At 54.5% G+C, this 14,909-nt stretch carries 13 protein-coding genes and 1 tRNA gene; 9 read left to right on the top strand and 5 right to left on the bottom strand.

The window, feature by feature from the left end:
* Window positions 1–11 precede the first annotated feature (11 nt).
* The 4 genes from RE418_RS09735 to trmB form a co-directional block, all read right to left on the bottom strand.
* Complete coding sequence (locus tag RE418_RS09735; RefSeq protein WP_043141352.1) at window positions 12–734, bottom strand: DUF2884 domain-containing protein; 723 nt, start codon at window positions 732–734, stop codon at window positions 12–14.
* 30 nt (window positions 735–764) lie between these two features.
* Window positions 765–1,688 (bottom strand): glutaminase B, encoded by a 924-nt coding sequence (glsB, locus tag RE418_RS09730; RefSeq protein ID WP_044031973.1) that lies wholly within the window; start codon window positions 1,686–1,688, stop codon window positions 765–767.
* 215 nt (window positions 1,689–1,903) lie between these two features.
* The gene (locus RE418_RS09725) at window positions 1,904–2,230 is read right to left on the bottom strand and encodes a YggL family protein (RefSeq protein WP_025304256.1); all 327 of its coding nucleotides are present in this window, start codon (window positions 2,228–2,230) and stop codon (window positions 1,904–1,906) included.
* On the bottom strand, window positions 2,230–2,949 hold the full coding sequence (trmB, locus tag RE418_RS09720) for a tRNA (guanosine(46)-N7)-methyltransferase TrmB (RefSeq protein WP_049204213.1): 720 nt from the start codon (window positions 2,947–2,949) through the stop codon (window positions 2,230–2,232). The genes RE418_RS09725 and trmB overlap by 1 nt, the downstream gene beginning before the upstream one ends.
* Before the next feature lie 177 nt (window positions 2,950–3,126).
* Between trmB and mutY the strand changes: the two genes are divergently transcribed.
* The 3 genes from mutY to mltC all read left to right on the top strand — a co-directional run bounded on the left by mutY (window position 3,127) and on the right by mltC (window position 5,636).
* On the top strand, window positions 3,127–4,227 hold the full coding sequence (mutY, locus tag RE418_RS09715; protein WP_074055087.1) for an A/G-specific adenine glycosylase: 1,101 nt from the start codon (window positions 3,127–3,129) through the stop codon (window positions 4,225–4,227).
* On the top strand, window positions 4,224–4,496 hold the full coding sequence (locus RE418_RS09710) for an oxidative damage protection protein (RefSeq protein ID WP_004937404.1): 273 nt from the start codon (window positions 4,224–4,226) through the stop codon (window positions 4,494–4,496). The genes mutY and RE418_RS09710 overlap by 4 nt, the downstream gene beginning before the upstream one ends.
* A 63-nt stretch (window positions 4,497–4,559) precedes the next feature.
* The gene (mltC, locus tag RE418_RS09705) at window positions 4,560–5,636 is read left to right on the top strand and encodes a membrane-bound lytic murein transglycosylase MltC (protein WP_004937402.1); all 1,077 of its coding nucleotides are present in this window, start codon (window positions 4,560–4,562) and stop codon (window positions 5,634–5,636) included.
* Window positions 5,637–5,686: 50 nt separating this feature from the next.
* Here the strand turns inward: mltC and speF are convergent, their stop codons facing one another.
* Complete coding sequence (speF, locus tag RE418_RS09700) at window positions 5,687–7,852, bottom strand: ornithine decarboxylase SpeF (protein WP_399676268.1); 2,166 nt, start codon at window positions 7,850–7,852, stop codon at window positions 5,687–5,689.
* 706 nt (window positions 7,853–8,558) lie between these two features.
* Between speF and RE418_RS09695 the strand changes: the two genes are divergently transcribed.
* The 6 genes from RE418_RS09695 (at window position 8,559) to RE418_RS09670 (ending at window position 14,415) form a co-directional block, all read left to right on the top strand.
* Window positions 8,559–8,634 (top strand) — tRNA-Phe (locus RE418_RS09695).
* Window positions 8,635–9,345: 711 nt separating this feature from the next.
* Window positions 9,346–9,828: a type VI secretion system tube protein Hcp gene (locus tag RE418_RS09690; RefSeq protein WP_025304260.1), complete on the top strand. Its 483-nt coding sequence runs from the start codon at window positions 9,346–9,348 to the stop codon at window positions 9,826–9,828.
* A gap of 47 nt (window positions 9,829–9,875) precedes the next feature.
* The gene (locus RE418_RS09685) at window positions 9,876–10,358 is read left to right on the top strand and encodes an Hcp family type VI secretion system effector (protein ID WP_399676133.1); all 483 of its coding nucleotides are present in this window, start codon (window positions 9,876–9,878) and stop codon (window positions 10,356–10,358) included.
* 36 nt (window positions 10,359–10,394) lie between these two features.
* Complete coding sequence (locus tag RE418_RS09680; RefSeq protein ID WP_225735547.1) at window positions 10,395–11,255, top strand: hypothetical protein; 861 nt, start codon at window positions 10,395–10,397, stop codon at window positions 11,253–11,255.
* A gap of 929 nt (window positions 11,256–12,184) precedes the next feature.
* Complete coding sequence (locus RE418_RS09675; protein ID WP_089181346.1) at window positions 12,185–13,480, top strand: lysine N(6)-hydroxylase/L-ornithine N(5)-oxygenase family protein; 1,296 nt, start codon at window positions 12,185–12,187, stop codon at window positions 13,478–13,480.
* Between the two features lie 50 nt (window positions 13,481–13,530).
* Entirely contained in the window at window positions 13,531–14,415 is an 885-nt protein-coding gene (locus RE418_RS09670; protein WP_025304264.1) for an ATP-grasp fold amidoligase family protein, read from the top strand.
* Window positions 14,416–14,909 lie beyond the last annotated feature (494 nt).

The raw sequence follows: 14,909 nt of genomic DNA, 5'->3' as shown, positions 1-14,909 counted from the left end.
ATGCCTATCCGTTACTTCAACGCCTTCAGCAGATCCTTGCGCTGGGTTTCCAGTGCGGTGACGCGGTTGCACACGTCATGACCGAAGTTCTGGAAGTCCTGCTCCTGGTTGTTCCATTCGTTCTGGATCGCCTTCTGCAAGCCGCCCAGGTTGCCCATGATCGCCTGCAGCGGGTTGCCGCCGCTGTTGGCGGCCTGTTTGACGCCCATCTCGTTCAGGCTGTCCTGCAGCACCCCGCCCATGCTCTGCTGCACGATGTTGCGGCCGTCCTGTTCCACCTGGTCAATCGCCTGGTGGTGGAAGGTCAGACCGTCGCTGCGGTGTTCGATGATGCGGTTCATCTGCTGTTTCAGTTGGCCATTCAGGGTGGTCAGCCGGTTGCGCACGTTACTGTTGCTGCCCAGCTCTTTAACGATCACCTTATCCAGCGCCGAGCGGGCTTTCTCCAGGTGTTTCTGCGCGCCGTCGTCGATCCACGGCAGCTGCTTGCGCAAGGCGCTCTGGTAACTGAAGGCTTTCTGCCGCTGGCTGTCGTTCAAGCTTAGCGCCTGGCCGTTGCGGATCACGTCGCCATCCGGCGATATTTGCAGGTCGCCACTGGCGCCTTTCACCTGCACGCTCTGCGGGCTGATGATCACATCATCCTGGGGTTTAACGCTGCATTGGTACTCAGCGTGGGCCTGTGCGGCAGTCGCCGCCAGCAGCAGTAAGGCTAACCCGGTTTTCTTCAACATAGCTTCTCCTGACTCCCATCCAGATTGGGATTAAAAAATCGAACGACCGATACGTTGAGACAACAGTTCCAGCGCCGCAGTTCCCGCCAGTGAGTTGCCGGAGGCATCCAGCTCCGGCGACCAGACGACGATCGACAGCTCGCCCGGCACGATGGCCACGATGCCGCCGCCCACGCCGGACTTGCCCGGCATCCCCACCCGATAGGCGAATTCGCCGGCGCCGTCGTACATGCCGCTGGTCATCATCAGGGCGTTGATCTGCCGGGCCTGCAGCGGGCTGATCACCGCCTCGCCGCTGAGATCGCGGCCGTGATTGGCCAGATAGACGAAGCTGCGCGCCAGCTCCACGCAGCTCATGCGCAGCGCGCAGTAGTGGAAATAGGTTTGCAGCACGGTAATCACATCGTTCTCGAAGTTGCCGAACGACTTCATCAGATAGGCGATGGCCGCATTGCGATCGGAGTGTTCGAACTCGGAGCGCGCCACCCGCAGGTCATAGGCCAGGTCGTCTTCGCCGGCCAGCTGGCGCACCACCTCCAGCATGCGCTGCTTGGGGGCGCTGAGCCGAGTTTGCAGCATGTCGCACACCACCAGTGCGCCGGGGTTGATAAACGGATTGCGCGGTTTACCCTGCTCCATCTCCAGCTGCAGCAGCGAGTTGAACGGCAGGCCGGAAGGCTCTTTGCCGACGCGCCGCCAGATCTCAGGCTCCTGATAGCGCGTCAGCGCCAGCGTCAGGCTCAGCACTTTGGAGATCGACTGAATGGAGAAGCGCTCCGCGGCGTCGCCGGCCTGGAACAGTTCGCCGTCCACCGTGCAGACGGCGATCGCCAGCCGATCGGCGGGCACTTCCGCCAACGCCGGGATGTAGTCGGCCACTTTCCCCTGGCCAATCAGCGGGCGCACCTGTTGCAGGATCTCCTCCAGCAGCGCGTTATCCAATGTTGTTACCACCTCGGTCACACTCCGGGCAAAACAAAGGCGCCGTTAAGGCACCTTAAATCCATCCCCGTCATACTTGAATCCGCATCTGTGTTGGCTGCGAGCGCTCACCCCAGTCACTTACTGAAGTAAGCTCCTGGGGACTCACACTCTTGCCGCCGTGATGCAAATCCAATTATTTAGGGGGAAATAAGCGGCGCGAAGCCGCGCTCATCGGGCAAGCGCGATCAATCCCACCAGATATCGAACAGATCGCTGACCTTAACGTCGGACAGTTTGCGCGCTTCCAGCCAGTTTTTCACCAGTTCGCGATGCTCGTCGGTGCAGTGGCCGATCTTCTGCAGGCAGATCAGACCTTCCCACTGCAGGTAGCCGCTGCCGTCAAACGCCAGACCGTTCGGCTCGATCACTTCATCGATGAAGGTATCGAGCGTGCTGTCGATATCTTCCACCGACGTGCCTTCGGCGAAGCGCCAGGCTACGGAGAAACCCAGCTCCTGAAATTCTTCAATGTGCAACTTTTTACGTAAACGACGACTGCGGTTCTTAGCCATTATTCTTTCCTCTCAAACATCAAGTCCCAAACGCCATGTCCCAGGCGCTGGCCGCGTAATTCAAATTTCGTCAGTGGGCGCGAATCCGGACGCGGCACATAATCATTATCGCTGGAAAGATTACGGTAGCCTGCGACCCCGTTCATAACCTCTAACATATGTTCCGCATAAGGTTGCCAATCGGTGGCCATGTGGAAGACCCCGCCGGTCTTCAGCTTGCGCAGCACCAGTTCGACAAACGGCGTTTGCACGATGCGGCGCTTGTTGTGGCGCGCCTTGTGCCACGGATCGGGGAAGAACAGCTGCACCATGTCCAGCGAGCCGTCCGGGATCATGTTTTCCAGCACTTCAACCGCATCGTGGCACATCACGCGCAGGTTGCTCAACTTCGCCTCGTGGGCGTCGGCCAGGCAGGCACCCACGCCCGGCGAGTGCACTTCGATCCCTAAAAAGTTCTGCTGCGGGTTGTTGCCCGCCATGGTCACCAGCGAGGCACCCATGCCAAAACCGATCTCCAGCACCGTCGGCGCTTCGCGGCCAAACAGCGCAGCGAGATCGACAGCGTCAGTCTGATACTCCACGCCCATCACCGGCCAATAGTTCTCCAGCGCGTGCTGCTGGCCTTTGGTCAGCCGCCCCTGGCGGCGGACAAAACTGCGGATACGGCGCATCGCGCGGCCGTTCTCATCAAATTCCGGGGAGATGACGTCATTAATCATAGTGCTTTCTGTCTGTTTGGCTGCCAATTAGGGAAACGCGCATTATGCAAAGATACATTGGTTTAGCAAGTGTTCATCTTCTGTACCCGCCGTGCGGCGTCGGAAAGTTCCGGTTTACAGCATCATGACTCTATGCTGCAATCTCGCTTCATTTTCTGCCGGATAACGACGCTGCTCATGATGCAAGCACAACAATTCGCACAGGTGGTGCTTGACTGGTACCAGCGCTACGGCCGCAAGACCCTGCCATGGCAGCTGGAGAAAACCGCCTATCAAGTATGGCTCTCCGAGGTGATGTTGCAACAGACCCAGGTTGCCACCGTCATTCCTTATTTTCAGCGCTTTATGGCCCGTTTTCCTAACGTGCGCGCGCTGGCGGAGGCCCCGCTGGACGAAGTGCTGCATCTGTGGACCGGTCTCGGCTATTACGCCCGCGCCCGTAACCTGCACAAGGCGGCGCAGACCATTGTCTCACAGCACGGCGGCGAGTTCCCGACAACCTTCGCAGAAATCGCCGATTTGCCGGGCGTTGGCCGCTCTACCGCCGGCGCGGTGCTGTCGTTGGCGCTGGGCCAACACTATCCGATCCTCGACGGCAACGTGAAGCGCGTGCTGGCTCGCTGCTACGCGGTGGAAGGCTGGCCGGGCAAGAAAGAAGTCGAAAACCGGCTGTGGAAAATCAGCGAAGAGGTGACCCCAGCCCAGGGCGTTGGCCAGTTCAACCAGGCGATGATGGATCTGGGCGCTATGGTCTGCACCCGCTCCAAGCCCAAGTGCGAGCTCTGCCCGCTCAACGTCGGCTGCCTGTCTTACGCCAACCACAGCTGGGCCAACTACCCCGGCAAGAAACCCAAACAGACTCTGCCGGAAAAAACCGCCTACTTCTTATTGCTGCAGCACGGCGACCGCGTGTGGCTGGAACAACGCCCGGCGGTGGGCCTGTGGGGCGGCCTGTTCTGCTTCCCGCAGTTCAGCGCGCGCGTGGATTTGGAACTCTGGCTGCAGCAGCGCGGTCTGAAAGGCAAGCGCCTGGAACAGCTGACCGCATTTCGCCACACGTTCAGCCATTTCCATCTCGATATCGTGCCGATGTGGCTGTCGCTCGACGCGGCGGGCAGCGGCATGGATGAGGGCGCGGGTCTCTGGTATAACTTAGCGCAGCCGCCGTCGGTCGGGCTGGCAGCGCCGGTAGATCGCCTGTTGCAACAGCTGGCGAAGCAGCCCCCGATCCAACAAAACTTATATGGCGATAGCGCCATCGATGAGGAATTAGCATGAGCCGCACCATTTTTTGTACTTTCCTTCAACGCGACGCCGAAGGCCAGGACTTCCAGCTTTATCCCGGCGACGTCGGCAAGCGCATCTACAACGAGATCTCCAAAGAAGCCTGGGGCGAGTGGATGAAGAAGCAGACCATGCTGATCAACGAGAAGAAGCTGAACATGATGAACGTGGATGACCGCAAGCTGCTGGAAGAGGAAATGATCAAGTTCCTGTTCGAAGGGCACGACGTGCACATCGAAGGCTATACGCCGCCGAGCGAATAACGCTGTTGGGGCCAGGCGCTGGCCCGCTTCAATCCTCTTATACTTCTTCCAAACGGCTTTAAGATGAAGAAAATTTTAGCTTTGCTCGTAATAGCGCCTTTGCTGATCTCCTGTTCCGGCAAAAAAAGTGAAGAAATCAACGAAGCCTGGATCAAAGATACCAACGGCTTCGACATTCTGATGGGCCAATTTGCCCACAACATCGAGAACATCTGGGGTCTGAATGAAGTTCTGATCGCCGGGCCGAAAGACTACGTTAAATATACCGACCAATACCAAACCCGCAGCCACATCAACTTCGACACCGGCGCCATTACCATCGAGACCATCGCCACCACCGATCCGGCTGCGCACCTGCGCCAGGCGATCATCAGCACGCTGCTGATGGGTGACGATCCGGGTTCGATCGACCTCTATTCCGACGCCAACGATATCCAGATCAGCAAAGAGCCGTTCCTGTACGGCCAGGTGCTGGATAACAAGGGCGCGCCGATCCGCTGGGAATGGCGCGCGGCGCACTTCGCCGATTACCTGCTGCAGACCAAGCTGCAAAAACGCACCTCCGGCCTGCACGTGATCTACTCGGTCACCATCCAACTGGTGCCGAACCACCTGGACAAACGTGCGCATAAATACCTGCCGATGGTGCGCAAGGCGTCGGAAAAATACGGCGTGGACGAGTCGCTGATCCTGGCTATCATGCAGACCGAATCGAGCTTCAACCCGTATGCGGTGAGCGGTTCGGACGCGCTGGGCCTGATGCAGGTGGTGCAGCACACCGCCGGTAAGGATGTGTTCCAGATGCGCGGCAAATGGGGCACCCCGAGCCGCAGCTACCTGTTCGATCCGGAGAACAACATCGACACCGGCACCGCCTATCTGGCTATCCTGCAGAACAACTACCTGGGCGGCATTCAGAACCCGACCTCGCGCCGCTATGCGGTGATCACCGCTTACAACGGCGGCGCAGGCAGCGTGCTGCGGGTGTTCTCCAGCGACAGAACGCGTGCGGTGGGCATCATCAACGGCATGCAGCCGGGCGACGTGTACCAAACGCTGACCACCAAGCACCCGGCCGCCGAGTCGCGCCGCTATCTGGTGAAAGTAAATACCGCGCAGAAGAGCTACCGCAGAAAGTAACGCTTCCCGCGTGGATAAATGAGAAGGGCCGGTGCGAACCGGCCCTTTTTCTATGGCTTGATCATATAGCCGAAGATGCGCTTCCAGCCGTGATCTTTTTTCTCGATGTAGACTCCCTGCAGCTCCGGCGAGAAGCCCGGCAGGCGGTTGATGCCCTCTTCCAACGCCAGGAAATAGCGCTGCACCGCGCCGCCCCACACTTCGCCCGGCACCACGCACAGCACGCCCGGCGGGTACGGCAAGGCCCCCTCCGCCGCGATGCGCCCTTCCGCCTGGCCGATCGGCACCAGCTCGACGTTGTCGCGGATAAACTCCACGTTGGCGTCCTGCGGGTTCATCACCACCGGCGGGAAATGATCCTGGCGGAACATCTCTTTTTGCAGCTGCTTGACGTCGAAGCTGACGTACAGATCGTGCATCTCCTGGCACAGCCGGCGAATGCTGTAGCCACGATAGCGCTGCTCGTTCTTGCGGTATACCGTTGGCAGCACCACGCTCAGCGGCGCGTCTTCTGCAACATAGCGCTCGAACTGCGCCAGCATCTCCACCAGCTGTTCCATCTTGGCCGGGTTTTCCGCCGGAGTCAGCAGGAACAGGATCGAGTTGAGATCGCACTTCTCCGGCACGATGCCGTTCTCGCGCAGGAAGTTGGCCAGAATGGTGGCCGGCACGCCGAACTCGGTGTATTGGCCAGTCGCGGCGTCAATCCCCGGCGTGGTCAGCAGCAACTTGCACGGATCCACCAGATACTGATCCTGGGCATAGCCTTCGAAGCCGTGCCACGTTTCCCCCGGTACGAAGGTGAAGAAACGCGCGTCGTTGGCAATCAGATCGGTATCGTAATCCTGCCAGTCCTTGCCCGCCACCTGCAGCGGAATAAACGGCTTCAGCTGCGAGCAGCGCGTGAGCAGCTGTTTACGCGTCTCGATGCCCAGCTTGACGCAGTCCATCCACATGCGACGTCCGGCGGCGCCGGCATGCATCTTGGCGTTGACGTCCAGCGCGGCGAACAGCGGATAGAACGGGCTGGTCGACGCATGCAGCATGAACGCATTGTTCAGATGCTTATGGTTGCAGTGGCGCTTCTGCCCTTTGATATGGTCGTCTTTCTTGTGGATCTGCGAGGTCTGCGAGAACCCCGCCTGCTGTTTATGCACCGACTGGGTGACAAAAATGCCCGGATCGTGCTCGTCCAGCTCCAGCAGCAGCGGCGAGCACTCTTTCAGCATCGGAATAAAGCCTTCGTAGCCCACCCAGGCGGAGTCGAACAGGATGTAATCGCACAGGTGGCCGATGGTGTCGATCACCTGGCGAGCGTTGTAAATCGTGCCGTCGTAGGTACCGAGCTGAATGATCGCCAGCCGGAACGGCCGTGCCGCTGCGGCTTTCTCCGGCGCCACTTCGCGGATCTGCTCGCGCAGGTAGCGTTCGTCGAAGCAGTGCGCATCGATACCGCCGATAAAGCCGAACGGGTTGCGGGCGGTTTCCAGATAGACCGGCGTAGCGCCGGCCTGGATCAGCGCCCCGTGGTGGTTGGATTTATGGTTGTTGCGATCGAACAGCACCAGATCGCCACGGGTCAGCAGCGCGTTGGTCACCACCTTGTTGGCCGCCGAGGTGCCGTTGAGCACGAAGTAGGTTTTATCGGCGTTGAACACCCGCGCCGCGTGCTTTTGCGCATCCTTGGCCGATCCTTCGTGGATCAGCAGATCGCCCAGCTTGACGTCGGCGTTGCACATATCGGAACGGAACAGGGTTTCACCGTAGAAATCGAAGAACTGCCGGCCGGCCGGGTGTTTGCGGAAGAACTCTCCGCCCTGATGCCCCGGGCACGCAAAGGTCGAGTTTTCCATCTCGACGTAGGTCTTCAGCGTTTTGAAGAACGGCGGCAGCAGCGCCTGCTCGTAGGCGTCGGCGGCGGCCTCCAGCTGCGCCATGTAGAATGGCTTGCTGGCGCCGGCCAGCAGCGCGAAGATCCCGCTGACAAACGGCAGATAATCCGGGGAAAGATGCTCGTCCCCTTCCACCGCCACGAAGGTCGGAATATCGAACCCCGTCGCCTGCAAGCACGCCAGAATGCCGGCGTCCACGTCGGCGACCGACACCACCACCGCCGCCACGTCGGTGTAGTCCGTCTGCTCTACGCGCACGATCTGGCGCAGCGTCTCAATGGTGGCGACCAGGCTGGCGCTGGTCGCGATTTTCAATTCTTTCATCATGCTGACTCTCAAACGGTGAAGGATGAGGGTGTGCCACCGGCACGGTAATGAGATAACGCGGTTATCCCGGTAAAAGCGATACCCGGGCACGGCAGCATAAGCGGCGTGCGTGACCGGCTCATGATCGGGGGATCATCAGGCGGCTATCGGGGGAACTGGTCTTGGCAGCATCCGACAGGCATCAGTAAAATCAGGGCAGAAGCGCTGGCTTTACGCATGCCTAACAGCGAGCATCAGGCGGCCTTACCGCATGGCCGGCAGGCGTATTCGGGCGGAGGACGTGCGGAGGAAACAACGACGGAACGGTGACGGCGTCAGATGTCTGGTGCGCAGCAGCGCTTGAGCAACAAAACCAGTCATGCCAATAACCCTCTGGCTTATAAGAAGCGGGAACACCGTCAGGGAACGGAGAGTGCTAAAATTTGCGCAATGATTGCATGATTCGATACGAGGTTCAAGCGAGAATCATCTGGGTTGAGCTTGCGTTAATAAAAATGTAACACGTTGTTATTTAAAAACAAACATGAAACACAGCATTGATAAAGTGGTATAAATACACGTTTTTTATGCATATTTATTGGGTGGCGATATCGCCACAGGCTCTAGCGCCTCGGGTTCGCTGCCTGAAAATAGAGCAACCGATCGGCTTTGTGACAGAAAGCGATTGACGCCATCCGGCCAATACGGTTTAATGCGCCCCGTTGCCCGGATAGCTCAGTCGGTAGAGCAGGGGATTGAAAATCCCCGTGTCCTTGGTTCGATTCCGAGTCCGGGCACCATATTCAGAAGAACCCGCCTATGGCGGGTTTTTCGCTTTCTGGGGTACGGACTCTCCATCGAACTGCGTTCGATTATTCGGTCTGAGACCTCACCCTGCGGGCCAGCGCTAAAGCGCTGTTCAACACGGCGCCAGCGCCGGTTGTCCGAGTCCGGTCGCCCTATTCAGAAGAACCCGCCTATGGCGGGTTTTTCGCTTTCTGGAGTACGGACTCTCCATCGAACTGCGTTCGATTATTCGGCCTGAAGACCTCACCCTGCGGGCCAGCGCTGAAGCGCTGTTCAACACGGCGCCAGCGCCGGTTGTCCGAGTCCGGTCGCCCTATTCAGAAGAACCCGCCTATGGCGGGTTTTTCGCTTTCTGGAGTACGGATTCCCCATCGCTTCATCCGATGGGGTGTAACTTCGCATTACAGGTGGACTCTCTCGAAAGAGCGCCCCTAATCCCCAACTACCCGAACGTCAAACGAACGCGCTCATATTCCGTGTTTATTGAGTGTTTTATTGTCGAACGGTGATGGGAGACAGTTACGAACATATAACCGCATCCCATTGTTAAATAATAATATATTGCAAAAAAACTAGGAACATTCCGAATAAAAACGACATTACTGTCAATTCATTCATATAGGGCTATGCTGAATTTTACCCATTGATAAGGCATTTTTAACCTATTCCGCTGCCAACACGAAATAATGGAGGATCCGGCGACAATGGCCATTGATATGTATATGAAAGTTGAAGGAATGACGGGCGAGTCCCAAGACAGCAATCATAAAGGATGGACCGACGTACTTTCGTTTAACTGGGGCGCTTCACAGCCAGGAAATATGGCTGTTGGCGGCGGGGGTGGCTCTGGCAAAGTGAATTATCAAGACCTCCGTATTCAAGCCCTTATCGACAAATCTACGCCCGCTATTCTCAAATATTGTTCCAGTGGAAAACATGTCGCGAAAATCGAGCTTTCCGTATGCAAAGCGGGCGGCAACCAGGTGGAGTATTCCAAAATCGTTCTCGAAGACGTTCTGGTGACGCAAACTGATTTTAACGGTGTAGGCCAAAATGATGCGATCGTGGTTGATTACGCCTTCCAGGCGTCAAAAGTCACCATGAGTTACTGGGAACAAGGCAGCAGCGGCACTAAAGGCGCGGAAAGCAAATCTGGTTGGGATATCAAGCAGAATAAAGAGAGCTAAGCGCATTCTGGCACCTAACAATACGTTAATGATCGGGTGATAAAATCATGGCAATGGATATGTTTTTAAAAGTTGAAGGCATTAATGGTGAATCGAAAAATGCGAATCACAAGCAATGGATCGATGTCTTTTCCTTTAACTGGGGCGCGCGACAGCCTGGCAATATGGCCGTTGGCGGCGGCGGCGGTGCGGGTAAAGTGAACTTTCGCGATCTGACCGTACAGGCTCTGATAGATAAAGCGACACCTGCCTTATTGAAATACTGCTCGGCCGGTAAACATCTCGCCAAGGTGCAGTTGTCTCTTTGCAAAGCCGGTGGGCAGGAAGTGGAATATACCCGCATTACCCTGGAAGATGTATTGGTGACTCATACCGACTTCATCGGTGTCGAGCACGGTTCCACGCTAGGTATTGAGTACTCTTTTCAGGCCGGTAAAGTGTCGATGGAATACTGGGAGCAAGCGAAGCAAGGTAATAAAGGGGCTTCGGTGCAGATGGGCTGGGATATTAAGAAAAATAAAGAAAGCTAATCACATTACGGTGCATATCGTAATGACGGGGGCATTATGGCATTTCCTAAGTCACATGAAATTTTAGCTCTGACATCGCAACACGAATCGAATAATCGGGTGTCGGCCAACTTTTTGACCCGCGAGATTTTAAATGAGGCGCTGATCCTCGTCAGGTCTCTGTCACCAGAAGAAGTCTTTCGATTAACAAAAACGGAGACCGGCCAGATCGCGTTTACGCTGGGTGAACTCAAAGATGAAAACAACCGCCGGTTGACAGCCAATACTATTGAGTCAGGACAACGACCAGGCGGAAGAATTAATCACCTGGATAACCGAATTAATGTCTCTTTTCCCGGAACCTCATGGCAAATGGGAGCCCGTGTTCAGCATTTTGAGAATATCGCATCGAGTACCGTAGGCGGGGCCGGTCTGGTTTTGATCGCGGGATTATGGACGGGAGCCGGTTCTGGCGTTGGCAGCATTTTAGGCCGAAATGCCGCCCAGCTCGCTGTAGTGACAGGCACTTATTTGGGTAAACGCTTCGTGACCAATAAAACCATGGTCGTGAATCAGATGGCGGCGCATATCAAAAACCTTGCCGATATGTTTAACTCTACCCACAATGCCTTTAATGATTTCAAGTTTGAAAGCGCAGCCAAACGCGCACAATACAGCCCCGATCCTCAAGCAGAGTACCCTATTACATTTGAACAAAAAGTCACGGATAATAATGCAGTTCCTGCTAACTATGCCGAGACCATTCAGGCCATCGTGCGCCGTTTTGTAACGGGAACCTACGAGCGTGTAGATATCGTCGGCCAGGGCGATATGTTTATAAAAGTTTTTTTCAGCGATGGGGAACTGGACATTTCGAAAGCCCAGTATGACTATCTCAGCAATTTGAAGCTCCCGTGATTGATCAACCTGGCAGGTCTTCACGCTTGTGGCGCAACGGTAGCCATTCAGTCCAGGGGGCAAAAATGCCTCGAGCTGACCAAAAGATTTTTATTGTCGGTAAGAATGGTCAATGATGATGACAAGGCAGATTGCCGGATCGGATTCAACCGTTGCGCCAGCGTGGCCAGGTTTTTCACACTCGCCTCGAGCAAGCGTCCTCTCCGGCCAGCCTTTGCCCGGCATTAATTAAACGAACCCTAACACCGGTAGTTAACGCGAACCATCCGCGCCCATAGGGTGATGCAACTCGGGGTAAAATATTGCCGTTCGGGGGGCAACAAGAAGAGATAAAGGTACAGAAGTGTGCGTATCACCTTAGTGAAAGAGTGTGATACCCTGCCGCAAAAAACAAAATAACACATTGAATTTAATGATAAAAACTAAATCACAACGCGCAGATTTCATAATTTCACTTCCGATTTCATCTTTGCAAAAAGCATCCTGCCTCTAATATCACGTTATTTCACCTTCCCCGTGCCTATTTTAAGGCTATTCTAAGCAACGAATACACCGATCCCGGCAATGCAATGGCATAGACACCAGAAAAGCAGATAAGAACTCATACGGTGGGCATCCTCCCTGGTGGCCGTTTTCATGGCTTGATGAATCAGGGAGAGATCGGATTTTTACTTAGGAATATTCATTAAATACACGCGCAAAACCTTCATAGGAATTTTCATGGAAAGAAATACACCCGTAGCCTTTACCTAATGCGCTACCGAATTCTAAACGGGTATTTAAAAGTGCGGTATTTTTGGCCTGCACACCGTTTAATTACATTTAATTCGTGAAGCTTACTTATAAGAAAAAGGCAGCCTGGTTGCTATAAGCCACCCTATCTGCGGCCGTATTTCTGGGTATTACTCTCATTATACTGGAGCTTATTAATGAATCAGCATTTGGATATCATCGGTATTGGCCTTGGCCCGTCGAATCTTAGCCTGGCAGCCTTAGGAAGTGAAATAGAGGGATTTACGGGACAATTCCTTGAACGCAAACCTCATTTCTCCTGGCACCCAGGGATGATCCTGGCGGACTGCAGTATGCAGACCAACTTTTTAAAAGATTTAGTGAGCGCGGTTGCCCCAACCAATCGCTACAGTTTTCTCAACTATCTGGTAAAAAACAGAAAATTTTATCGTTTCCTGACGACGGAGCAGCGCACCGCATCGCGCGAAGAGTTCGCCGATTACCTCACCTGGGCCGCCGCCGGGATGGGATCATTGGCATTCAATCAAGACGTTCAGCGGGTCGAATTTGACGATCGGCAGCGCCAGTTCGTGGTGACCACCTCGAATAAGGTCTTCCACGCCAGGCACGTAAGTATCGGTATTGGCAAGAAAATAAAGCTGCCTGATTGCGTGACGACGCAAAGCGATCGCTGTTTCCACGCCAGCGAAATGATGCTGCGCAACCCCGATCTGACCGGCAAACGCGTGGCGATCGTCGGTGGCGGCCAGAGCGGCGCAGACCTGTTCCTCAATATTTTTAAAGGGGAATGGGGGCAACCGGAGCAGCTCGACTGGATATCGCGCCGCAACAACTATAATGCGCTCGATGAAGCGGCCTTTGCCAACGAATACTTCACGCCCGATTACGTCGAGAGCTTTTACTCACTGGATAGCGCGGCCAAACGGCATATGCTGGCCGAACAGAAAATGACCTCAGACGGCATCACCAGTGAGTCGCTGCTAGCGATTTATCGCGCCATGTACCACCGCTTCGACGTCCTGCGCGAGAAATTATGGGTGCGCCTGCTGCCCAGCCGTTCGCTGACGGCCGTGAAACACACGCTGGATAACGCCTACCAACTCGAAACGCGTCATCATCTCGATCACGGCGAAGAAGCCTTCAAGGCGGACGTGGTGATCTTTGCCACCGGTTATCAATCGGCCACGCCAGAGTTCCTTGAACCTTTGGCCCACCGCTTACTAACCACTGCGGAGGGCGAATACCGCATCGCCCCAGACTTTACCTTTGAGTGGGAAGGCCCGGCGGAGAACTGCTTATTCGCCATGAACGCCAGTATGCACAATCACGGCATTGCCGATCCGCAGTTGAGCCTGATGGCGTGGCGGTCGGCTCGCATTCTTAATCGGGCGTTAGACCACAAGCCATTTGAACTGGGAACAACGCCGACAGCCATTCAATGGCGCAGTGAAAGCGCACCACCCGCGTTTTAAATACAAGAACGACTTAATCATTGTCACTACGCTTTGATGGAATTACGTATATGAAAAGACAAGTCATTAAATTTATTACGAAGCAGCTGGCCGTATTGGCCCCCGAATTCAAGGCCAGATTGCTCTACAAAAAAGCATTTGGCAAACCGTTAAACTTGCAGGCGCCGTCCACCTGGAATGAAAAGATCAATCACCTGAAATTGAATGGCTATAGTCACAATGCGTTGGTGAAGCAGTGTGCAGATAAATATGCGGTAAGACAGTACATCAAAGATCAAGGGTGCGAAGAGATCCTTAATGAATTGTACTTTGCCTGTGATTCAGTAAACGATATTCCGTGGGACGCATTGCCGGATAAGTTTGTGATCAAAGGGAATCACGGTTCCGGGTATAACCTGATTTGCCAGAATAAAAAATTGCTGAATATCAAGAGCGCAAAAAAATTGATCGACGCTTGGATGAAAGACGATTATTGGAAAACTTATGTAGAGCTCAACTACAAAGGGATACAAAAAAAGATCATTGGGGAGAAATATATCGAATCGGCCAATGGTCACGGACCTGAAGACTATAAAATCTATTGTTTCCGCGGTGTACCTTACTGCACGTTGCTGTGTGTCGGCAGAGAAACCGGGTCGCCGAAGTATTACTTCTTTGACAAAGATTTCAAGTTTCTGTGCTACAGCGATGACTGCCTGGCCTTGAGCCAGGAAGAAATAGACGCCTTCGTGAAGCCAGAAGGCTACGATGAGCTGTTTGAGTACGCCTCACGCTTGTCCGCGCCCTTCGAGTTTGTTCGCGTTGATTTCTACATCTCCAAAGGCCAGATCATTTTCGGCGAATTGACCTTTACCCCATCCGCCGGGCTGGATACGGATATTCTGCCGCCAACCGATGTTTTGCTTGGCGAGATGTTGACGTTGCAACAGCACTGATTTTCACCTGGTCCCACATCCCACAGTGAAGATCGGCTGCGCCTGAGGATAAATACCGGCCGGCCTTTTTGCAGCCCGCGGGCCGGTATTGCCCTGAGGGATATCGGGCCGATGACCTCGCCTGTTCATGCCACCGTTACAGCAAAATCTCTGCTGCCTATCCCTGGCAGCCCACACCCGACCCAAGTGCAATACGCCAGTCAGATCACATAACCATTTGAAAAACAATGGTATTAAGTGATTAATAAGAATCACTTACATATTTATAATAAAATGTTCTATATGTATAGGAAGCTATAATATAAGATACAGGAAAGTTTCCCTGGTGTTGTTGTGTGTCTTTGCCCTATTTTATAGGGCTTTTTTCGCTAAAAATCGTTGATAACCGTGTGTTTTTACCTACCTTCACCATTTCCCCCTCCATAAAAACCATAACTATTTCTAATTAATTGTAATCCCTCTTATTCCTGACTTACCAATAATAACAATGAGTT

The organism is Serratia sp. szju, from assembly GCF_044594185.1.
GTDB classification, from domain to species: Bacteria; Pseudomonadota; Gammaproteobacteria; order Enterobacterales; family Enterobacteriaceae; genus Serratia; species Serratia bockelmannii.
Note: the sequence above shows the minus strand (reverse complement) of the source record. Positions and strands in the feature narration are given on the sequence as shown.